Raw genomic sequence first — 20,948 nt, 5'->3', positions numbered from 1 at the left:
CCGCGGGCCGTCCCCGCCCTCCCGCACCCGAGAGAGAAAGCGCGCCGTGCTGACCTACATCCTGCGCCGCCTCGGCGCCGGTCTGCTGCTGTTGGCCGTGGTCACCATGGTCACCTTCGCCATCTTCTACGTGGTGCCCCGCTGGGCCGGGCGCACCACCGAACAGCTGGCCACGATGTACGTCGGGCGCGCGCCCACCCCCGAGGCCATCCAGGCCACCATCGACCGGCTGGGGCTCGACCAGCCCATCGCCCTGCAGTTCTACGAGTTCGTGCGCGGCATCCTCTTCGGGGCCGAGTACCAGTTCGGGCGGGACACGGTCCAGTGCTCCGCACCCTGCTTCGGGTTCTCGTTCCAGACCTACCAGGAGGTCTTCCCCGAGATCGTCGCGCGCCTGCCGGTGACGGTCTCGCTGGCCATCGGGGCCGGCATCATCTGGCTCGTGGGCGGGATCGCCGTCGGTGTGGTCTCCGCGGTGTGGAAGGGCAGCATCTTCGACCGGGTCGCGATGGCCGTGGCCCTGGCCGGGGTCTCCCTGCCGATCTTCTTCACCGGTCTGCTGTCGCTGGCCTTCCTCGTGCACTCCTGGGGGCTCTTCGCCACCCCGATCTACGTGCCCTTCACCGAGAACCCCCTGGGCTGGGCCGAAGGCATGGTGCTGCCCTGGCTGACCCTGGCGTTCCTGCACGCTGCGATGTACGCACGCCAGACCCGGGCGGGCATGCTCGAGACGCTCAGTGAGGACTACATCCGCACCGCGCGCGCCAAGGGATTGAGTGAACGCAGGGTCGTGCTCAAACACGCCCTGCGGCCGACCCTCACCCCGATCGTCACCATTTTCGGCCTCGATCTGGGCCTGGTGCTGGGCGGCGCCGTGCTGACCGAACAGGTCTTCTCCCTGAACGGGATCGGCCGCTACGCCGTGCAGGCCATCACCCAGAGCGACCTTCCGGTGATCCTCGGCGTGACCCTGTTCGGCGCCTTCTTCATCGTGGTCAGCAACCTGATCGTCGACCTCCTCTACCCGTTGATCGACCCCCGAGTCCGCGTCCACGGCTGACCGGCAACCACCAGAGAGGCCCACCATGACCCAACCGGACTCCGCCGGTGCCCCCGTCGTCCGCGTCGACGACCTGCGGGTGAGGTTCCCGACCCTGGACGGGCAGGTCCGGGCGGTCGAGGGACTGTCCTTCGAGGTACCGGTCGGCGGCGGCCTGGGCATCGTGGGGGAGTCGGGGTCGGGCAAGAGCGTGACCTCGCTGGCGCTGATGGGCCTGCACCGGGGGACCCGCGCGGACATCTCGGGTTCGATCGAGGTGGCGGGCCGCGACGTCAACGCAGCGAGCAACAAGCAGTTGCGTGCGATGCGGGGCAACGACATCGCGATGGTCTTCCAGGACCCCATGCAGTCCCTGCACCCGCTGTTCACCGTCGGGAACCAGCTGGTGGAGGCCCTGCGTGTGCACCGCTCCGACGTCTCCCGCGCGGACGCGCACGCCAAGGCGGTGGAGTCGTTGGAGCGGGTGGGGATCCCGGAGCCGGCCAAGCGCATCAACTCCTATCCGCACGAGTTCTCGGGTGGGATGCGCCAGCGTGTGGTGATCGCGATGGGGCTCATGTGCGATCCGAAGGTGTTGCTCGCCGATGAGCCGACCACGGCGTTGGACGTGACGGTGCAGGCCCAGGTGCTCGACCTCCTGGACGGCCTGCGGCGTGAGCTGGGAATGGCGTTGATCCTCGTCTCGCACGACCTGGCGGTGGTGGCCGGGTCGGTGGACGAGGTCGTGGTGATGCGCCACGGCGAGGCGGTCGAACACGGGGACGTGCGGCGCGTGCTGGCCGAGCCGCAGCATTCCTACACACGCGCGCTGTTGGATGCGGTTCCGCGCGTGGAGGTCTCACGGGCGCAGCGCCGCGCCCAGGACCGCGCCGACCGCGCCGACCGCGCCGGCGAGGGCGGAGGCACCGCGCCCGGAACCGCGGACGAGACCGCTGCGGACGAGACCGCCCCCGGCGAAACCCCCGCCGGGAACGGGGCCCACGCCGCCCCCGCCCCGCCGCCGGCCGGGGCCACCGCCTTCGGGCAGAAGCCGCCGGCCGACGAAGAACCGGCCCAGGAACCGGGCCCCGGCACCGGGTCGGCAACCGTCTCCGAACCGAGCGCCCCGCCCGAGACCCAGGGCGAGCCGCTCCTGCGCGTGCGCGACGCCGCCCAACGGTTCAAGGTGCGAGGTGGTCTGTGGGGGCGTTCCAGTGACTTCTGGGCGGTCAGGGACGTCAGCTTCGACCTCCACCCCGGCCAGACGCTCGGTGTGGTGGGCGAGTCGGGGTCGGGCAAGAGCACGTTGTCGCGGATGGTGATGCGGCTGTTGGAGCCGACCGAGGGCACGGTGGAGTTCGAGGGGCGCGACATCACCCACCTGCCGGAACGCGCGCTGCGGCCGTTGCGGCGCGACATCCAGATGGTCTTCCAGAACCCGTACTCCTCGCTCAACCCCCGGGTCACGGTCGGCGACGCGATCGGCACCGCGCTCAAGGTCCAGGGCGAACGCGACCGGACCACCATCCGCACGCGCGTCCGGGAGCTCCTGGACCGCGTCGGCCTCCAACCCGACCACTACAACCGGTTCCCGCACGCGTTCTCGGGCGGGCAGCGCCAGCGGATCGCGATCGCGCGGGCGCTGATCCTCAAGCCGAAGCTGATCATCTGCGACGAGCCGGTCTCGGCCCTGGACGTGTCCACCCAGGACCAGGTGCTGCGCCTGCTGTCGGAGCTGCAGGACGATTTCGGGCTGACCTACATCTTCGTGGCCCACGACCTGGCTGTGGTGCGCCAGGTCAGCGACCGGGTCGCGGTCATGCGCAAGGGCGAGATCGTGGAGATGGGCGACAGCGACACCGTCTACGAGAACCCCCGGAGCGAATACACCCGGCAGCTGCTCACCGCCGCGCCCGTGCTGGACCCGGACGAGGCGCGCCGTCTGCGCGCCGAACGCGTGGCCGGGTCCGCCACCGCCTGAACCTGCGGCCGGCGGGCCCGGCCCCGCGCGGGGTCAGGGCGCCAGGCCCCGCAGCAGGGAACGCAGCCCGAACCGGAACCGCGCCGCCCAGGCCGCCGCGTCCAGGGCCTCCTCACCGTCCTCGTCGGAGTGGCGCACCTGGTGCACCACCGACCCGATGCAGTACGCGTGCAGGGCGTCGGCCGCCATCTCGATCTCCTCGCCCGACAGTCCCGCCTCGTCGAAGGCGTGCCGCATCAGCGCCCACGTCGTCGCGCTGTTGGGGGTGCGCGGGGCCCGGTGAGCCAGCAACGACAGCGCACCCGAGTAGGTCAGCAGGCGTTCCCGGTAGGCCTCGGCCCACGAGGTCAGGCGCTGGTCCCAGGGGCGCTCGTCGGCCACGGCCTCTTCCTCCACCTCCGTCTGCCCTTCGCCCTCGTCGCCGACCTCGTCGTGGAAGGCGGCGCCGGTGGGCGGGGGAGAGGCGACGTAGGCGGCGATGGAGGTGAACAACTGCTCCTTGCCGAGGGGGAAGTGGTGGTAGATCGCCATCGCCTCCACCTCCAGGGCATCGCCCAGGCGGCGCATGGACAGCCCGCCCAGCCCTCGGCCGGCGATGATGTGCAGCGCCTCGATGAGGATGCGCTCACGGCTGAGTCCGGCGTAGTTCCTGCTCACGGTCTTCCTTTCGGGGTCTGCCCGACGAAACTGGCACCTCGGGTTGGCCCGGGGCGGTGCGGCGCGCCGGTCACGGCACCGGCTCCGGCTCCGGCAGGCGCGAGGCGGCACGGGCGGCCTGCTCGGGGCGGGCGCCCAACACCCGCAGGGCCGCATCGGCCAGCGCCGCCGCCACCGGACGGGGATCACCGACCGGCCCGTCGGTGCGCTGGGCGATCGCCGTCTCGGCCAAGCGCAGCGGGAGTTCGAGGGTGGCCGGGTCGGTCGGTCCGCCCGCGTCCTCGGCCACGGCGCGGGCGAGCACGCGGTAACGCTCCCGCAGCCGGTCCCGGCGCCGCTGGAACGGTGCGAAACGGGGGCCGCGCACCTCCGGCAGGGTATAGAGCGCACCCAGGTTCCAGCGCGCGGCCAACAGCTGCCCGGCGTCCCAGCGCACGAGCGCGTACAGCTCCGCCGCGGGGCTCGTCGCCGCCCCGCGCAGCCGTTCGGCGGTCTCGAGGGTGCCCTCGATGGTGCTCATGAGCAGGGCTTCGAGGATCGAGTCCTTGTTCTCGAAATGGTGGTAGAGCGAGGCCTGGCGCATACCCACGTGCTCGGCGATGCGGCGCGTGGAGGTCGCACCGAAACCGCGTTCGGTGAACAGTTGCGCGGCCGATTCCAGGATCTCGTCGCGGGGGGAGAGACCCTCGTGGCGCGGGGGAGTGTGGCGGGGGCGGCCGACCGTGAACGTCATGTCCCCCATTGTGGCGGGCCGCACCGCCACCCGCGCCCGTATCCGTCCGCCCGTGTGAGCAAGACGTAACCGGGGCGACATCGAACAGAACAGCGGTGAAACCACAGGAGCTCCCGCGACGGAAAAACTGTCGTGCGACAGGAACCCGTCAGACCACGGAGCGCCCCATGGCCACCGCACCGGCCCGCACACCCCGACCGCCACAGGACCCGGACCCCGCGCCGCCCGGAGGCACCTCCACCACCGCGGGCGCCCGCGCACACGCCCGCGCTCAGCACGGACGCACCACCCCGCACATGCGGCACGTCCCCGCCACGCACGCACCCGACCTGCCCGGACGCACGCCGGAAGGGCTCGACCCCGCCGACCTCACCTGGGCCGAGACCCTTGCCCCCGGCGGCCACACCGGCATCACCCTGGCCCGCGGCACCCGGGTGCGCCTGTTCGACCCGCACGGACACGCCTGCGCCCACCTCATGCTCGTGCGCGCCGACGCCACCCACGAACGCCTCAACACCGCGGACACCGTCAAGGTCCCCTGGCAGGCCTACCTCGGCGCCGGGCACCCGCTCCTGAGCAGTCACGGGCGTGTCCTGGCCACCGTCGTCGCCGACACCGGGGGACACCACGACGCCCTGACCGGCACCACCTCCGGTCCGGAGCCCGGAACCGGGGACGGCGCCGCCTCGGGCCGCGCCCTGCTCACCCTGGCCGCCCTCGAACACGGCCTCACCGCGCGCGACCTGCCGCCCACCGTCTCCTTCTTCCAGGGCGTACGCGTGGACCCCGACGGAGCCCTGATCCACACCGGTAGCGCGGGGCCCGGACACAGCACCGACCTGCTCCTGCACACCGACACGATCCTGCTGGCCGCCGGCACCGCCCACCCCCTCGACCCCGACCCCCGCTGCACCGCCCTGGACATCCGGGCCTGGCGCGCCCCCGACGACCTCGCCCGGCTCCTGGACGGCCGGCTCCTCGGACCCCTGCCGCCCGAGCACCGCACCGCCGCCGACAACACCGAGGCCGACCTGCACGCGAGAGGAACCCGATGAGCACCGCCACCGCACCACACCCCGCACCCCTGGTCGAGGGCGCCGTCGTGCTCGACCGCACCGTCCCCGCCCGCGCCGCCTGGTCGGCGGTCGTGGCCGCCGGGGACGTGCTCACCATCGTCGACCTCGAGGGGAACCAGGCCGTCGACTGCCTGCTCCACGACGCCCACGACACGACCGAGCGCTACTCCTCCGCGGAGACCGTGCGCGCCCAGGGCAACGTCTTCCTCACCACCGGATCCGTCCTGCGCACCGACACCGGGCGGCCCCTCATGACCGTGGCCGCCGACGAGGTCGGCCGGCACGACACCCTCGGCGGCGCCTGCTCCACCTACTCCAACACCCTGCGCTACGGGCAGCACACACGCTCCCAGCACGCGTGCATGCAGAACTTCCTCACCGAGGGCGCCCGCCACGGGCTCACCGTCCGCGACCTGGCGCCCAACATCAACTGGTTCATGAACGTGCCCGTCGACCCCGACGGGGCCCTGGGCATCGTCGACGGGCTCTCCGCACCCGGGAAGCGGGTCGCCGTGCGCGCCGAGACCGACACCCTCGTCCTGGTCTCCAACTGTCCCCAGGTCAACAACCCCTGCAACGGGTTCGACCCCACCCCCGTCCGCATGATCGTCACCCGGCCCGGGACGGGGGAGTAGATGTCCTTCGACACCGTGCTCGTGGCCAACCGGGGCGAGATCGCCGTGCGCATCATCGACTCCGCGCGCTCCCTGGGCCTGAAGACCGTCGCCGTGCACTCCGAGGCCGACCGGGGCTCCGCCCACGTCCACCGCGCCGACGACGCCGTGTGCATCGGCCCCGACGACCCCGCGCGCAGTTACCTCTCCCGCGAGGCCGTGCTCGACGCGGCCCTGCGCTCCGGGGCCGGGGCGATCCACCCCGGGTACGGGTTCCTGTCCGAGGACCCGGTCCTGGCCGAGGAGGCCGAGGCCGCAGGCCTGGTCTTCGTCGGTCCCACCCCCGACCAGCTGCGCCTGTTCGCTGCCAAGCACACCGCCCGCACCGAGGCCGTACGCGCCGGGGTGCCCGTCTTCGCCGGCAGCGCGCTCCTGCCCGACGCGGAATCGGCCCTGGAAGCGGCCGCCTCCATCGGTTACCCGGTCATGCTCAAGGCCACCGGCGGGGGCGGCGGCATCGGCATGCGTGTGTGCCACGACCCCGACACCCTGGCCGCCGCTTTCCCCGTCGTGCGCCACCAGGCCCGCTCCGGTTTCGCCACCGACGGCGTCTTCGTCGAGCGCTACGTCGAACACGCCCGCCACGTGGAGGTGCAGATCTTCGGCGACGGCACCGGGCGCGTGCTCTCCCTGGGCGACCGCGACTGCTCACTGCAACGCCGCCACCAGAAGGTCCTGGAGGAAGCCCCCGCGCCCGACCTGCCCGACGAGGTGCGCCGCCGCCTGCACGCCTCCGCCCGCGGGCTCGCCGCCGGCGTCGGTTACCGCTCTGCCGGGACCGTGGAGTTCCTCTACGACCCCGAACGCCGGGAGGCCTCCTTCCTCGAGGTCAACGCCCGGCTCCAGGTCGAACACCCCGTCACCGAGACCGTCACCGGGGTGGACCTGGTCGCCTGGATGCTGCGTCTGGCCCGGGGCGAACGCGGGTTCCTCGATCCCCACCTCAGGCCCGGAGGGGCGACCGGCGCCGTGGCCACCGACGGGCACGCCGTCGAGGCCCGCGTCTACGCCGAGGACCCCGCCGCCGGCTTCCGCCCCAGCACCGGGACGGTCACCGGGCTCACCCTGCCCGAGCACACACGCGTGGACACCTGGGTGGAGACCGGAACCGAGGTCACACCCCACTACGACCCGCTCCTGGCCAAGATCGTGGTCGGCGGACCCGACCGTGCCACCGCCTGGGACCGTGCGGCCGAGCGCCTGGGCCGCACCCGCGTCGACGGCCTCGAGACCAACCTCGGCCTGCTGCGAGCCGCCGCCGTCCACCCCGACGTGCGCGCGGCCCGCCACAGCACCGCCACCCTCGCCGGCGTCGGCGACCCCGAACCCCGCATCGGCGTCGAGCGCCCCGGCCTGATGACCACCGTCCAGGACACCCCCGGCCGGGTCGGCCACTGGAAGGTGGGGGTCCCGCCCAGCGGCGCCATGGACGACCTCTCCCTGCGCCTGGGCAACACCGCCCTGGGCAACCCCGAGGGTGCGCCCGGGCTCGAGTGCACCGTGCAGGGCCCCGCCCTGCGCTTCTCCCACCCCACCACCGTGTGCGTGACCGGTGCCCCCGCCACCGTCACCGCCGACGGCCGCGAGGTCCCCCAGTGGGAACCGGTCACGGTTCCGGCCGGGGCCCTGCTCGACGTCGGCACCGCACACGGCCCCGGGCAACGGGTCTACGTGCTCGTCGCCGGGGGCATCGACGTGCCCTCCTACCTGGGCAGCACCGCCACCTTCACCCTCGGCCGCTTCGGGGGACACGGCGGACGCGCCCTGGTCGCCGGGGACGTGCTGCGCGCCGCCCCCGCCGCCGGGAGCCCGCGCGGCCCGGTCCCGGAGGAGGAACGGCCTGCCTTCGCCCGCGCCTGGGACCTGGCCGTCACCGAAGGACCCCACGGCGCACCGGAGTTCTTCACCCGCGCCGGCATCGACCGGCTCCTGGACACCGACTACACCGTGCACTTCAACTCCTCGCGCACGGGCGTGCGCCTGGAGGGGCCCGCACCCGAGTGGGCCCGCCCCGACGGCGGCGAGGCCGGGCTCCACCCCTCCAACATCCACGACACCCCCTACGCCGTGGGCGCCCTCGACTTCACCGGCGACACCCCCGTGCTCCTGGGCCCCGACGGCCCCAGCCTCGGGGGGTTTGTCTGCCCCGTCACCGTGGTCACCGCCGACCGGTGGAAACTCGGCCAGCTGAGCCCCGGCGACACCGTGCGCCTGGTCGCCGTGCGCGCCGGGGACGCACCCGCGCGCACCGCGCCCGTCCCCGCCCGACCGCCGGCACCGGCCGGGCCCGGGGACGGCGACGACGGGATCCTGCACCGCATCCCCGCCACCGACCGCACACCGGACGTCGTCCACCGCCGGGCGGGCGACGACAACGTGCTCGTCGAGTACGGGCCCATGGTCCTCGACCTGGGACTGCGCGCCCGCGTGCACGCCCTCCACACCCGGCTCGAAGAGCTCACCGCCTCCGGGGAACTGCGCGGTGTGCTGGACCTGACCCCCGGCGTGCGCTCCCTGCAGGTACACACCGACCCCGACGTGCTCGACACCCGCCGACTCACCGGACTGCTCGCGGAACTGGAGACCGAACTCCCGGCCACCGACGACCTCACCGTCCCCAGCCGCCTCCTACGCCTGCCCCTGAGCTGGGACGACCCCGCCACCCGGGAGGCCGTCGACCGGTACATGTCCGGGGTACGCGACGACGCCCCCTGGTGCCCGTGGAACATCGAGTTCATCCGCCGTGTCAACGGCCTCGACCACACCGACGACGTGTACGACATCGTCTTCGGCGCCGAGTACCTCGTCCTGGGCCTCGGCGACGTCTACCTCGGCGCACCCCTGGCCACCCCGCTCGACCCCCGGCACCGGCTGGTCACCACCAAGTACAACCCCGCCCGCACCTGGACCGCGGAGAACTCCGTCGGCATCGGCGGCGCCTACCTGTGCATCTACGGGATGGAAGGGCCCGGCGGGTACCAGTTCGTCGGCCGCACCACCCAGGTGTGGAGCAGGCACCGCCACACCGGACCCTTCGAACCCGGCTCACCCTGGCTGCTGCGCTTCTTCGACCGCATCAGCTGGTACCCGGTCGGCACCGAGGAACTCGCCGATCTGCGCGCCGACACCGCCGCGGGCCGCGCCCGCATCGACATCGAACACGACACGTTCTCCCTCGCCGAACACCGGCGCTTCCTCGAACGCAACGCCGACTCCATCGACGCCTTCCGCGGGCGCCGGGAACAGGCCTTCGCGGCCGAACGCGCCGCCTGGACCGCCTCCGGTGAATCCGCCCGGGCCGAACGTGCCGCCCGCACCGCCGTGCCCGCCCCGGCCGAGGACACGCCGCCCGAGGGCAGCGAACCGGTCAGCGCCCCCTTCACCGCGGGCGTGTGGCGTGTGCACGCCTCCGTCGGCGACCCCGTCGGCGAGGGCGACCCCCTGGTCTCCCTCGAGGCGATGAAGACCGAGACCGTCGTGCGCGCCCCGGTCTCCGGGACCGTGAGCGCCCTGCGCGCCGAACCCGGGACCCAGGTCGGCCCGGGCGCCCTCCTGGCCGCCGTCACCCCTGCCCCCTGACCGACACTCCCTCTGGAGCACCCATGATCGTCCTGGGCGCGGGGGTCACCGTGCTGACCCTGTCCCTGCTCGGGGTCCTGGCCGCACGCCGTGTGCGCGGCCGGGCCTCCTCCTACCTGCTCGCGGGCCGGGCCCTGCCGGCGTCGCTGGTCGGCGCCGTACTCATGACCCAGGCCGTCGACGCCAACGCCACCCTCGGCAACGCCGACGCCGCCGTGGACGCCGGGTTCTGGGCCGGGGCCTCCCTCCCGTTGGGGCTGGCGCTGTGCCTGGTCCTGGCCGGGCTGTTCGTGGCGGGCCGGATGAACGCCATGGGCTGGGTGACCCTGCCCGAGTTCTTCCGGCACCGCTACGGCCGTGCGGTCGAGCTGGCCGCCGCCGTGCTGACCGTCATCGCCTTCGCCGTCCTGCTCGCGGGCAACCTCGTCGCCCTGGGCCTGCTCACGGAGTTCTTCCTCGGCATCCACCACACCGTCGGCATCGCCCTGGCCGTCCCGGTCGTGCTCGCCTACACCGTCGCCGGAGGCCTGTTCGCCGGCGTCTACACCGGGCTGTTGCAGATCGCCGTCAACGCCGTCGCCGTGGTCTGCCTGACCGTGTGGACCGCCACCACCCACGGTTTCGGCGCCCCCGAAGGGCTGGGCCCCGCCGACCTGGACCAGCTCGCCTCGGCCGACTCCGGCGCCGTCCTGAACTGGGCGACCCTGCTCGCCCTGGGACTGGGCAACCTCATGGCCATCGACCTCATGAACCGGATCTTCGCCGCACGTTCGCCCTCGGCCGCGCGCCGTGCGTGTTTCATCGGTGCCGGCGGGATCCTCGTGCTGTGCCTGCCCCTGACCTTCGTCGCCCTGGCCGGGGCCGGGGTGGTCTCCGGCGGCGGGCCCGTCCTGTTCGTGCTCCTGGACGGGCACGCCCCCGTGTGGCTGGCGGTGCTGACCGTCTCCGGGCTGGTCATGGCCTCCCTGACCACGGTGGGCGGGGTCCTGCTCAGCGCCTCCGCCGTGGTCGTCCGCAACGTGCTCAGCTCGGACCCGCCCGCCGAGGGGTCCATGGACGGGCGCACCACGTGGGCGATCCGCGCGGCCATGGTGCCGCTCGCCGTGGCCGGGGCGTTCGTGGCCGTGCGGGTGCCCCAGAGCGGGATCCTGCTCACCCTCGCCTTCGACCTGTTGCTGGCGAGCATGGTCGTGCCGTTCCTCCTGGGCCTGTACTGGAACCGGGGCGGGACGGCCGCGGCGGTCGCCGGCATCGCCGCAGGGCTGACCGTGCGCCTGGTCGCCTTCGTGCTCACCCCGACGATCCACGGCGCCGAGAACACCCTGCTGTACCTGCCCAACGACCTGCTCACCGAGGCCGCCGACGGGTGGAGCACCATCGCCGCCCCGGTGGTCTGCCTCATCGTCCACACCGCCGTCGCGGGGCTCACGCGCCCTGGGGCTAGAGTGACTGTGACCGACCACACTCGGGCAACGGAGGACACAGATGTCACCGGTCAAGCAGGGCAGGAAACAGGCGATGCAGCGCCTGGCCGAGGACCAGGAGCGGGCCGACCGGCTGCCCGACCTGCTGCGCTCGGTCTCCCGGGCCCAGAGCGCGCTGGAGACCGCCCGTGAACAGGGAGCCCCCGCCGAAGAGGTGCGCCGCCACGGCGTCGAGCTCGACACCGCCCTGACCGAGGCGATGCGGGCCGCCTACGCCAAGGAACGCACCCTCGTGGGCCCCAAGGGCTACACCGACCGCATCCACCGCCGCAAGCGCCTGGCCACCCCGGCCGTGCGCCGCGCCACGGAGGACGCCGAGGAACTGCTCACGGCACGCGAGGACCACCGACTCCACGGGGTCCAGCGCATCCCCCGCCGCACGTTCTGACCCCCGACGGGCCCCGCACCGCGTGAACTGCTCCCCGGAAGTCGGACTGTGAAATCCAGTTCCATCTACCCGGGGAGCAGTCGTATGAGGGCAGACAGCTCGCTCACCCCGAAAGTGCGGCCCTGAGCAGCTCCTGCGCGGAGTGGGTGGGCGGGACCTGCCCCTGGCGCCAGACCGCGCCGAACTGCCGCCGGAACTCGACGTGGCGCACGTGTACGCGCACCAGCCGCCCCTGTTCGAGGTACCACGCGGCCGGGAGCCTGCTGATGACCGCCGGGGCCACGTCGGCCGCCGCGGCCTCCAGCACCGAGATGTTGCTCGAGAACTCGAGGGCGGGCTCCGACAGGCTCGACCGCTCGACCCCGTGGTCCAGGAGCGCCGCCTGGACGACCGCCCGGCATCCCGATCCCTCCTCGCGGGTGACCAGCGGGGTCTTGGCCAGGGTCCACGGGCTGATGCGCGGGGTCCTGGCCCAGGGGTGGGCGGGGGAGACGAACACCGCGAGTTCGTCGGAGGCGACGTACGTGTAGCGCAGCCCGGGCGGCGGCTCGTTCCCCTCGACGAACCCGATGTCGACCTCGGCGTCGGCGACGAGCCGGACGACCTCCCGCGTGTTCGTCGCGCGCGACCGTACGCTGCGCGGATCGTTGCCGTTGCCGATGTAGTCGCCGAGCCACTGCGGCAGGAGGTACTCGGCGACCGTGAGGCTGGCGGCGACCCTGAGCCGGTCCTGCGCAGCGAGCATCGTCTCCAGGGCCGCGTCCATCTCGGCCGCCGCCTCCAGTACACCCTGGGCGAGTCCGAGCAGGGCGGCGCCGTCGCCGGTGAGCTGCGAGGACCGGGACGCGCGCACGACGAGCGACCGTCCCAGGCTCTGTTCGAGCCTGCGCAGCCGCAGTGAGGCGGCCTGCTGGGTCACCCCGAGTTCCCCCGCGGCGAGGGTGATGGACCCCGTGCGCCCGATCGCATCCAGGAGTTCGAGGGCGCGAAGATCCGGCATCTGGTTGCTGAACACCATTCCATATTACGCACAACCACGGCTTGTGGCATGGCAATCAGACGTTCGTGGTGGGCACCCGGCAGCGGGGCTAATGTGAAATGGAAATCGCATTGAAAAGCTCATTCCCCTGTTGGAGGGAATCATGGCCAAAATTGTTCTCGTCCTGTACCCGGACCCCGTTTCCGGATTTCCGCCGGAGTACGCGCGGGACACCATTCCGGAGGTCTCCGCGTACCCGGGCGGTGCCACGCTGCCGACGCCGAAGGACTTCGGTTTCACCCCCGGTGAACTGCTGGGGTCCGTGTCCGGCGCGCTCGGCCTGAAGGAATGGCTGGAGTCCGAGGGGCACACCGTCGTGGTCACCAGCGACAAGGAGGGCCCCGACTCCGTCTTCGAACGCGAACTGCCCGACGCCGACATCGTGATCTCGCAGCCGTTCTGGCCCGCCTACCTCACGCCCGAGCGGATCGAGAAGGCGGAGAACCTGCGCCTGGTCGTCACCGCCGGCATCGGTTCCGACCACACCGACCTGAACGCGGCCAACGCGCGCGGGATCACCGTCGCGGAGGTCACCTACAGCAACAGCATCAGCGTCGCCGAACACACCGTCATGCAGGTCCTCGTCCTGGTGCGCGACTTCGTGAAGCAGCACCGGATCGCGGCCGAGGGCGGCTGGAACATCGCCGATGCCGTCGAGCGCTCCTACGACCTCGAGGGCATGCGCGTGGGTGTCTTCGCAGCCGGCCGCATCGGCCGTGCGGTGATCGAGCGCCTGGCGCCGTTCGGGGTGCAGCTCAGCTACACCGACCGGTTCCGGCTGCCGGCGGAGTACGAGGAGCAGTACGACCTCACCTACTACGAGAGCATCGAGGACCTCGTCACGGAGGTCGACGTGCTCACCGTGCACGCCCCGCTCACCGCACAGACGCAGGGCCTGCTCGACGACGAGCTGCTGGCGACCATGCCGCGCGGTTCGTACATCGTGAACCCCGCACGAGGGGCCATCGCCGACCGGGACGCCGTCGTCCGCGCGCTCGAGTCCGGTCAGCTCGCCGGCTACGCCGGCGACGTCTGGGACCCGCAGCCCGCGCCGGTCGACCACCCGTGGCGCTCCATGCCGAACAACGCCATGACCACCCACACGTCCGGCACGTCCCTGTCCGGGCAGGCGCGTTACGCGGCAGGGACCCGGGAGATCCTCGAGGACTGGTTCGCCGGGAACCCGATCCGCCCCGAGTACCTCATCGTCGAGGGCGGTTCCTACGCGGGCACCGGCGCACACTCCTACGCCGAGCAGTCCTGAGGCCAGGCCCGGCAGGGCCTGCGGCGGGCGCGGAGCGGGGACCAGCGGGGCGGACGGGTGCGTGGACCCGCCCGCCCCGTGCCCGTCCCGGCGGTGGGCACGGTCGCGCCGGGGCGCCCCCGTTCCCGCCCGGCAACACAGCGAGAGAGAAACGACGACCCCGGGAGCACCGGTGAACAGTTCCGAAAGGCCGGCCGCCGGCCTGCGCGGCCTGCTCGGCCGGTGGGCCGTGTTCGTCAGGCACGGCACGGTCTCCCCGCAGCAACGGCCGCCCTGGCACGTCATCCTCGCGGCCTCGCTGGCCGGGGCGATGACGATCGGGGTTCTGGCCCTGACCGGCGACGTCGCGGGAACGCCCGTGCTCGTCGCGGCGTTCGGCTCCTCCTGCGTCCTGGTCTTCCTGCTTCCGGACGGGCCGCTCTCACAGCCGGCCGGCGTCATCGGGGGCCACTTCGTCTCCGCCCTCTGCGGTCTGGTCGTGCACACGCTCATGCCGGTCGAGTGGTGGAGCCTGGGCCTCTCGGTCGGCGTCGCGATGGCTGCGATGGCCGCACTGCGGATCGTGCACCCGCCCGCGGGAGCGACGCCCATCGCGATCATGCTGACCCACGGTGGCTGGGACTACCTGTTCACACCCGTTCTGGCCGGTGCGGTGCTGCTGACGTCGTGCGCACTGCTCCACCGGCTCCTCATGCGGCGGATCTCCGGTGGTTGATCCCGGACCGGGCCCGGTTCCGGATCAACCGGTGAAAACACCCACCACGAGGTTGATGGCCACCGCCATGATCACCGTTCTGAAAACGTAGGACAGCAGTCCGTGGCGAAACACCACGGACATGATCCCCGTGTCCGTCACCGACATTCCACCGGGGATCCCCGAACTGATGCCGATGGAGAAACTGAAATAGATGAACTCCCGGTACGAGGGCGCTGAATCGATCGCAAAATCGATCCCGCTCCGGCGGCCCTCGTCGTAGTACAGGTACGCGTAATGGGTGGCGTACATCAGGTGGAGGCCGGCCCAGAGCATGAACACGCTCAACAGAGCGACGAGGGCCGGCACGTAACCCGCGTCCGTGCCTCCCAGGACCAGCATCGCGATGGTCACGCCGATCCCGCACAGCCCGGCCACGGTGACACTGAGCTCGTCGAGGACCGGTCCGAAGGTCTCCCGCAGGGATTCCTCGCGCGTGGACTCCGCGTCCATCGGCCACAGGACGGCCGCCCCGCTGACCGCGAACACCGCCGCCGTACCCGCGATCCCGACCAGGGCGCCGTGGGCGGTCTCGGCCCAGAGGCCCGCCAGGAGCCCGCCGACCACCCCGATGAACAGTGATGCCGCCAGGCGGGACGTCGCGCGGATCGTGAGCCGTCTGAGCGTGAGCATGATCCTCCTCCGGTCGGAGACCACCCGGTGTGCGGAGCCAGGGGCCCATCCTGCCCCGTCGCGGCCGCACCGAACGCGATGGACGCGCGCCGGGCAGGTCGCGCCGGCGGCGGGCAGCACGAACGCACCTGCGGGCCGCACGGGGTAGTTTGGGTCCCGACCAGGCCAGGACAGACCCCCGCGGTCGACGGGGACGGGGCCCACGGGCCCCTGTGGGGAGCGCGGTAGGAGATGGCGGATTTCATCCGCATTGATCCAACGTCGAAGGTTCCGCCCTACGAGCAGATCCGGGCGATCGTCGCGATCGCCGCGGCCAACGGGGAGCTCCCCGTCGGGTACCGACTACCGACGGTACGGGCGCTGTCCGGGCAGCTCTCGGTGGCGGTCAACACGGTCGCCCGTGCATATCGGGAGCTCGAACAGGCCGGAGTCGTGGAGACCCGGGGCCGCTCGGGAACGTTCGTGGCGGCCTCCGGTGACGACCAGCGGGCCGAGGCCCTGGAGGCGGCCCGTGCCTACGCCGAGGTCATCCAGCGGGTGGGCCTGGACGAGGAGGAAGCCGTCCGGATCCTGCGCGCTGCCCTGGAGAGCTGACCCGGCACTGCGCGTCACACCACCGGGGCCTGGGACAACGACGGATCCCGCGCCCGTCCGGTTGCATCGTGTCCGGAAGCGGCCCTGCCCCCTGCTCGGCGTCCGAGACGCGCTGACCTCCCGTTAAGGTCGATCTGTGCCGCCGTCCCCTGCGCGGCACGTACTCGACCCCCAGGGAGGTGCCCATGGCCAGGAGAGGCGGAGGATCCAGAGGCGGAGGCCGGCGCAGCGGCGGCGGTTCGCGCCGGAGCGGAGGCTCGCGGCGCAGCGGCGGCAGGTCCTTCGGCGGCCGCGGCGGCGGTGGCAAGTCCTTCGGTGGCGGCGGCAGCTCGCCCGGCATCGGCGGGGCGGCCCGCAGCGGCGGTGCACCCCGGCGCCGCACGTCCCCGGGCACGCCCGGCAGCCGCGCCGGCGGCCCCGGTATGGCACGCGGTCCCATGCCCCCGCCCGCCCCGTCCCGGCGCCGATGGTACGGCGGGTACGGCGGCGGGTACGGCGGTGGATACGGCTACGGGTGGCGCCGCAGCCGCCACTACCACCACGACCCCTATTACCACGGCGGTCACCCCTACCCGCCGCGCCGCAACCCCATCGGCGCCGTCATCGGCTGTGTCGTGGCCCTGTTCATCGGGACGATCGCCCTGCTGATCATGTTCTTCGCGTTGTTGTTCTGAATCTGGTTCACTGCTCCCGCCCCCGCACATCCCCGTGGACCCCCGCGGGGCTGCATCCCCCGGCGACACCCCCCGAGTTGACCCCAGACCCGTCCGGAAAGAGCACCCCACGTGTTGCACCTTCGCCACCCCCAGCGCCCCCTCGCCCTCGTCGCGATGGTGGCGCTCCCTCTGGCGCTGACCTCCTGCACGAACGCCGAGGCACGGTCGGCGTGCCAGAACGTCGAGGCCGAGATCGGCGAGATCGGGATGGCCGCGCAGAGCGTCTACCAGGACTACGTCGAGGACGGCATCGAACCCCAGGAGCAGCACCTCGACATCCTGGACGCCCACTACGAGGACATGGTCGTGCTCGAGGAGAACCTGAGCGGCAACAAGCAGGAGACCGCCTACGAGCGGACCGAGGCCACGGCCTACCTCCTCGACGGCATCGACGAGCAGGACCCGTCGCTGGTCACCGAGGGCGCCGACCGGATGGCCGAGACCGAGGAGGCCATCCTCGACGCCTGCTGAGGCGCTACGCACGTGACGGAGGGGGCGGGGTCCAGTGGGGCCCCGCCCCCTCGGCGTTCCCGGGACACGGCGCTCAGCGGCGCAGTCCCAGCACGGAGACGATGTAGAAGGCGATCATCCCCAGCCACACCAGGGGCAGCACGCCGGGCGGCCCCAGGGTCACCACGATCGCGGTGATCGGAAGGCTCAGACCCAGCGTCACCAGGGACAGCACGAGCCGCACCGTGTTGGAGGGCACCCCGACCTTGGGCCGGTCCTTGCGCAGCTGGGCCTCCACCTGGCGGCGCACCTTCTCGTCGATGGTGGCGTCCACGTTCTCGACCACGGACGCGGCCAGGGCCTCGTCGTACTCGGGCCCCAGTTCCCGGCCGGCCCGCAGTGCGGCGGCGAGTTCGTCCCTGCGCTGTGTGGAGGAGTGGTCGTCCATGCCCTCCATGGTCGCACCGTGCCGCCGGTCGATGCCCCGATCGCCCCGCAGACCCGGGCACAGTCAGGGACAGCCCTGAGACAGACGTGGGGGCCGTCCCCGATGGGACGGCCCCCTACGTCGTTCGGCCGGTTACGGCAGGTCCTCTAACTCGCGAAGTCGAGGAGCTGCTGTGCCCGGCTCGGGTGCCGCAGCTTGGACAACGACTGCTTCTCCAGCTGCCGGATGCGCTCACGGGTGAGGCCGAGGTGCTTGCCGATCTCGTCCAGGGTTCGCGGACGGCCGTCCATGAGGCCGAAGCGCAGGGACATGATCGTCGCCTCGCGCGGCTCGAGGTCCGACAACGCGTTGCGCAGCTGGTCGGCCATGAGCTGGCGGTCGACCACCTCGGAGGCCTCCGAGGCGTCCACGTCCTCGATGAGGTCGCCGATGCGCGTCTCGCCGTCCTCGCCGATGGTGGAGTCGAGGCTGATGGGCTGGCGCGTCACACGCAGCAGTTCCTCGATCTGCGTCGGCGTCTTGTCCAACTCCAGCGCCAGCTCCTCGGGCGTGGGCTCGCGGCCCAGCGCCTGGTGCATGTCGCGCTCCAGACGGCTGACCTTGCTGAGCAGCTCGAGCACGTGCACGGGCAGGCGGATGGTGCGCGCGGAGTCGGCGAAGCCGCGCTGGATGGCCTGGCGGATCCACCACATGGCGTAGGTGGAGAACTTGAAGCCCTTGGTGTAGTCGAACTTCTCGACCGCGCGGATCAGCCCGAGGTTGCCCTCCTGGACCACGTCCAGCAGGGACATCCCGCGGTCGCTGTACTTCTTGGCCACCGACACGACCAGGCGCAGGTTGGCCTCGAGCATGTGCGACTTGGCGGTGCGGCCGTCCTCGGCCACCCACTCGAGCTCGTCGCGCTCGACCGGGGCCAGGTCGTAGGACTCGTCGACCTCACCGTGCTGGCCCAGGCGGTACTCGGCGTAGAGCCCGGCCTCCACACGCTTGGCCAGGTCGACCTCCTGCTCGGCGGTGAGCAGCTGACGGCGACCGATCGCCTTCAGGTAGGTGTGGACCGAGTCGCCCATCGCGGGGGACTGGTCGTCGAGGTCGGCCTCGCCGGAGTCCGGGTCGGGGTTGGTCTGGGTGTTCTCGGCCTTCTTGGCGCGCCGCGGCGAACGGGGCTTCCTCCGTGTGGAGGAGCCCTTGCGGGGCGCGACCTTGCCGGATGCGGCCTTGGGTGCCTCGTCGGTGTCGAGCACCGTGGCGATCAGAGTGTCTTCCAGCACGTCGTCCTCGGCGTCAGGGTCGGCCACCAGTGCGGAGTCGTCGCCGCTCTTGGAGAGGCGGACCCCGTTCTCGGTGAGTTCACGCAGGATGGTGCGGCCCTCGGAGGCGGAGACTCCGGCCGCGGTGAAGGCGGTGCGCAGTTCGGAGAGGGACACCTGTCCCTGCGCACGGCCTCGGGTGATCAGGTCGGTCAGGGCCGCGTCGACGGTGATCTCCTCGGTCGGAGCGCTGCCGGCCGTCGCTTCGTGATCCGTCTGGTCCGTGAGGTCCGTGTCTTCCGAAGCGGTCATGCCAGTGCTTGTCATCCGGGCAACTCCCTCCCTTCCTCGGCGATTGGCACGCGGCGGAGGGTTCCCGCCGACTGGACGCGCCAATATGTCCAACGTGTCGGGGAGTCAAATGTTCCCTGTCTCGATTGCATATCGGCGAGAGTGGCATAAGTCACTGTGTCGCCAGTGGCCATCTGATCGCCGGAGCGGGTAAAGGGAACCGCCCCTGAGGGGTCGCGGCAGGACCGAGTACCCCCGGACCCGGGGGAGGGCACGGGGACGCGGACGGGTGGGCCGATGGCAGTAGCCAACCGCGGGCCTCCTTGGGACTGAGGGGCCGAAGGACCGGATACTCGGGTAGACGCGAAGAAGCCTCCGGAAGTTCCCCGGACCCCCGCATCATCGCGCGGCCGGAGGGCTCCCGTGCCGTGTGCACCCCGACCGGGCCGATGGGCACACGCGCTGCTCCGGCCCCAGGGTCCCACGGGTTGGGAGCGCACCGGTAAACGCCGCTTCGTCCCCCGATCGTCCCCGGACGCCGCTCAGGCCTCCCGCAGGGCCCGGAGGTCCGGTTTGCCCGACGCCAGGAGCGGGATCGACGTGCGCAGGTCGAGCTCGCGCGGGGCCGCGTAGGCGGGCAGGTGTTCGCGCACGCACGTCCGCAACTGCTCCAGGGTCGGAGGGGCGCCGGCGTCGGCCGGGACCACCACGGCGCTCACCCGCTGGCCCCACTCCGGGTCGCGGCGTCCCACCACGACCGACTCGGCCACCCCGGGGTGGGCGCTCAGCAAGGTGTTGACCTGGCCCGGAACGACCTTGTGCCCGCCGGTGTTGATGACCTCGTCGACCCGGCCCAGCACGCGCAGGCGCCCGTTCTCGAACCGGCCCAGGTCCTGGGTGCGCAGCACACGGCGACCGGAGGGCTCGAGGTCGAACGGGTCGGGTCCCGGTTCTGAGCCCGTCGGGTACCGGTACCCGCTCGCCAGGACCGGCCCCGAGAGCACGATCCGTCCCGGACCGTCCGGCTCCTCGGGCTCCACCTCGGCGCGGACCCCGTCGAGGGGAACGCCGTCGTAGACACACCCGCCGCAGGTCTCGCTCATGCCGTAGGTGGTCATGACCCGCGCCCCGGCGTCACGGGCGCGCTCCAACAGCTCGGGTTCGGCCGCGGCCCCGCCCAGCAGGACCGAGCCGAACCGGCTCACGTCCGCGCCGGCCGCGAGCAGGCGGCGCAGCTGCGTGGGGACCAGCGACACGTGCGGGGTCAGGCGCTCGGCCAGCTCGGCCACACCGTCGGTGTCGAAGGGGGCGTGCACGGGTTCGGTGTCCATGGCCAGGGCGCGGGTGATGACCTGCAGGCCCGAGATGTGGCCGGCCGGCAGCACACACAACCAGGTGTCACCGGGCGCGGCCCCGATGCGCTCCACCGACGCCCGTGCCGACGCGAGCAGCGCAGCCGCGGACAGCTCCACACCCTTCGGCGCGCCGGTCGACCCGGAGGTCGTCACCACCAGCGCGGTGTCCTCGCCGACCGGGGTTCCTCCCTCCAAGGGGGTCTCGCCCTCAGGGGTCAGCACCGAGTCCGGGCGCATCGCCTCCAGCAGCTCGCGCGCCCGGGCGTCGGGGGTACCAGCCGGCACCGGGAGCAGGGCCGGGCCCTCGCCCTCCAGTGCACGCGCGTACAGCTCGGTGATCCGCTCGGGGGACAACCCCACCGCCGCCCGCAGCGCGCGACCTCCCGAGGAGGCGCGGGAAGGGGCGGGGGACGGCTCGACGCTCTGGCTAACCACGCCCGCCAGGATATGTCCGCCCCGGCCGCGCCCGTCCCCGCCCACGTCGCGGGCCCGGGGCAGGGGAGTCCCGGACGGGCTGGCAGAATGCATAAAGTTGACGTTCGG

Annotated in this window: 19 protein-coding genes; 12 read left to right on the top strand and 7 right to left on the bottom strand. The window is 72.3% G+C overall.

Annotation, left to right across the window (positions count from 1 at the left end):
* Positions 1 to 46: 46 nt before the first annotated feature.
* Together IDM40_RS17900 and IDM40_RS17895 are read left to right on the top strand one after the other, a co-directional pair.
* Entirely contained in the window at positions 47 to 1,060 is a 1,014-nt protein-coding gene (locus IDM40_RS17900; protein ID WP_193123157.1) for an ABC transporter permease, read from the top strand.
* Between the two features lie 25 nt (positions 1,061 to 1,085).
* Positions 1,086 to 3,020, top strand: coding sequence for a dipeptide ABC transporter ATP-binding protein (locus IDM40_RS17895; RefSeq protein WP_193123156.1), 1,935 nt, complete (start codon positions 1,086 to 1,088; stop codon positions 3,018 to 3,020).
* A gap of 33 nt (positions 3,021 to 3,053) precedes the next feature.
* On the opposite strand, the gene IDM40_RS17890 is transcribed toward IDM40_RS17895, so the two are convergent.
* Both IDM40_RS17890 and IDM40_RS17885 read right to left on the bottom strand, forming a co-directional pair.
* Positions 3,054 to 3,677, bottom strand: a complete 624-nt coding sequence (locus IDM40_RS17890; protein ID WP_193123155.1) for a TetR/AcrR family transcriptional regulator — start codon at positions 3,675 to 3,677, stop codon at positions 3,054 to 3,056.
* A 70-nt stretch (positions 3,678 to 3,747) separates the two neighbouring features.
* Entirely contained in the window at positions 3,748 to 4,410 is a 663-nt protein-coding gene (locus IDM40_RS17885; RefSeq protein ID WP_193123154.1) for a TetR/AcrR family transcriptional regulator, read from the bottom strand.
* Between the two features lie 167 nt (positions 4,411 to 4,577).
* Here IDM40_RS17885 and IDM40_RS17880 point away from each other — a divergent pair, with 167 nt between their 5' ends.
* From IDM40_RS17880 to IDM40_RS17860, 5 genes are read left to right on the top strand one after another with little or no spacing between them, the layout of a single operon-like run.
* Complete coding sequence (locus IDM40_RS17880; RefSeq protein WP_193123153.1) at positions 4,578 to 5,465, top strand: urea amidolyase associated protein UAAP1; 888 nt, start codon at positions 4,578 to 4,580, stop codon at positions 5,463 to 5,465.
* Positions 5,462 to 6,121 carry an urea amidolyase associated protein UAAP2 gene (locus IDM40_RS17875; RefSeq protein ID WP_193123152.1) on the top strand — a complete coding sequence of 220 codons (660 nt, stop codon included), beginning with the start codon at positions 5,462 to 5,464 and terminating at the stop codon, positions 6,119 to 6,121. Before IDM40_RS17880 ends, IDM40_RS17875 begins: the two co-directional genes overlap by 4 nt.
* Entirely contained in the window at positions 6,122 to 9,739 is a 3,618-nt protein-coding gene (uca, locus tag IDM40_RS17870) for an urea carboxylase (RefSeq protein ID WP_193123151.1), read from the top strand.
* A gap of 23 nt (positions 9,740 to 9,762) precedes the next feature.
* A complete protein-coding gene (locus tag IDM40_RS28265) occupies positions 9,763 to 11,355 on the top strand; it encodes a sodium:solute symporter family transporter (protein ID WP_235997706.1) in 1,593 nt (530 codons plus the stop codon).
* The gene (locus IDM40_RS17860; protein WP_235997705.1) at positions 11,258 to 11,611 is read left to right on the top strand and encodes a hypothetical protein; all 354 of its coding nucleotides are present in this window, start codon (positions 11,258 to 11,260) and stop codon (positions 11,609 to 11,611) included. The genes IDM40_RS28265 and IDM40_RS17860 overlap by 98 nt, the downstream gene beginning before the upstream one ends.
* Before the next feature lie 103 nt (positions 11,612 to 11,714).
* On the opposite strand, the gene IDM40_RS17855 is transcribed toward IDM40_RS17860, so the two are convergent.
* Positions 11,715 to 12,629 carry a LysR family transcriptional regulator gene (locus tag IDM40_RS17855; RefSeq protein ID WP_216630960.1) on the bottom strand — a complete coding sequence of 305 codons (915 nt, stop codon included), beginning with the start codon at positions 12,627 to 12,629 and terminating at the stop codon, positions 11,715 to 11,717.
* A gap of 124 nt (positions 12,630 to 12,753) precedes the next feature.
* Here IDM40_RS17855 and IDM40_RS17850 point away from each other — a divergent pair, with 124 nt between their 5' ends.
* Together IDM40_RS17850 and IDM40_RS17845 are read left to right on the top strand one after the other, a co-directional pair.
* Entirely contained in the window at positions 12,754 to 13,914 is a 1,161-nt protein-coding gene (locus tag IDM40_RS17850) for an NAD-dependent formate dehydrogenase (protein WP_193123148.1), read from the top strand.
* A 172-nt stretch (positions 13,915 to 14,086) separates the two neighbouring features.
* Positions 14,087 to 14,629, top strand: a complete 543-nt coding sequence (locus tag IDM40_RS17845; RefSeq protein ID WP_193123147.1) for an HPP family protein — start codon at positions 14,087 to 14,089, stop codon at positions 14,627 to 14,629.
* A gap of 24 nt (positions 14,630 to 14,653) precedes the next feature.
* On the opposite strand, the gene IDM40_RS17840 is transcribed toward IDM40_RS17845, so the two are convergent.
* Complete coding sequence (locus IDM40_RS17840; protein ID WP_193123146.1) at positions 14,654 to 15,301, bottom strand: DUF1345 domain-containing protein; 648 nt, start codon at positions 15,299 to 15,301, stop codon at positions 14,654 to 14,656.
* A gap of 231 nt (positions 15,302 to 15,532) precedes the next feature.
* On the opposite strand from IDM40_RS17840, the gene IDM40_RS17835 reads away from it, so the two are divergent.
* The 3 genes from IDM40_RS17835 to IDM40_RS17825 all read left to right on the top strand — a co-directional run bounded on the left by IDM40_RS17835 (position 15,533) and on the right by IDM40_RS17825 (position 17,082).
* Complete coding sequence (locus IDM40_RS17835; RefSeq protein ID WP_193123145.1) at positions 15,533 to 15,895, top strand: GntR family transcriptional regulator; 363 nt, start codon at positions 15,533 to 15,535, stop codon at positions 15,893 to 15,895.
* Positions 15,896 to 16,080: 185 nt separating this feature from the next.
* Complete coding sequence (locus tag IDM40_RS17830) at positions 16,081 to 16,569, top strand: hypothetical protein (protein WP_193123144.1); 489 nt, start codon at positions 16,081 to 16,083, stop codon at positions 16,567 to 16,569.
* 111 nt (positions 16,570 to 16,680) lie between these two features.
* Positions 16,681 to 17,082: a hypothetical protein gene (locus IDM40_RS17825; RefSeq protein WP_193123143.1), complete on the top strand. Its 402-nt coding sequence runs from the start codon at positions 16,681 to 16,683 to the stop codon at positions 17,080 to 17,082.
* A 73-nt stretch (positions 17,083 to 17,155) separates the two neighbouring features.
* On the opposite strand, the gene IDM40_RS17820 is transcribed toward IDM40_RS17825, so the two are convergent.
* The 3 genes from IDM40_RS17820 to IDM40_RS17810 all read right to left on the bottom strand — a co-directional run bounded on the left by IDM40_RS17820 (position 17,156) and on the right by IDM40_RS17810 (position 20,759).
* The gene (locus tag IDM40_RS17820) at positions 17,156 to 17,518 is read right to left on the bottom strand and encodes a hypothetical protein (protein WP_407939989.1); all 363 of its coding nucleotides are present in this window, start codon (positions 17,516 to 17,518) and stop codon (positions 17,156 to 17,158) included.
* Between the two features lie 137 nt (positions 17,519 to 17,655).
* Positions 17,656 to 19,086 (bottom strand): RNA polymerase sigma factor, encoded by a 1,431-nt coding sequence (locus tag IDM40_RS17815; RefSeq protein ID WP_407939988.1) that lies wholly within the window; start codon positions 19,084 to 19,086, stop codon positions 17,656 to 17,658.
* A 506-nt stretch (positions 19,087 to 19,592) separates the two neighbouring features.
* Positions 19,593 to 20,759, bottom strand: coding sequence for an AMP-binding protein (locus IDM40_RS17810; protein WP_235997716.1), 1,167 nt, complete (start codon positions 20,757 to 20,759; stop codon positions 19,593 to 19,595).
* Positions 20,760 to 20,948 lie beyond the last annotated feature (189 nt).

This window comes from Nocardiopsis coralli (assembly GCF_014892575.1).
In the GTDB taxonomy this organism is placed as follows: domain Bacteria; phylum Actinomycetota; class Actinomycetes; order Streptosporangiales; family Streptosporangiaceae; genus Nocardiopsis; species Nocardiopsis coralli.
This window is presented reverse-complemented; position numbering and strand designations above follow the sequence as displayed.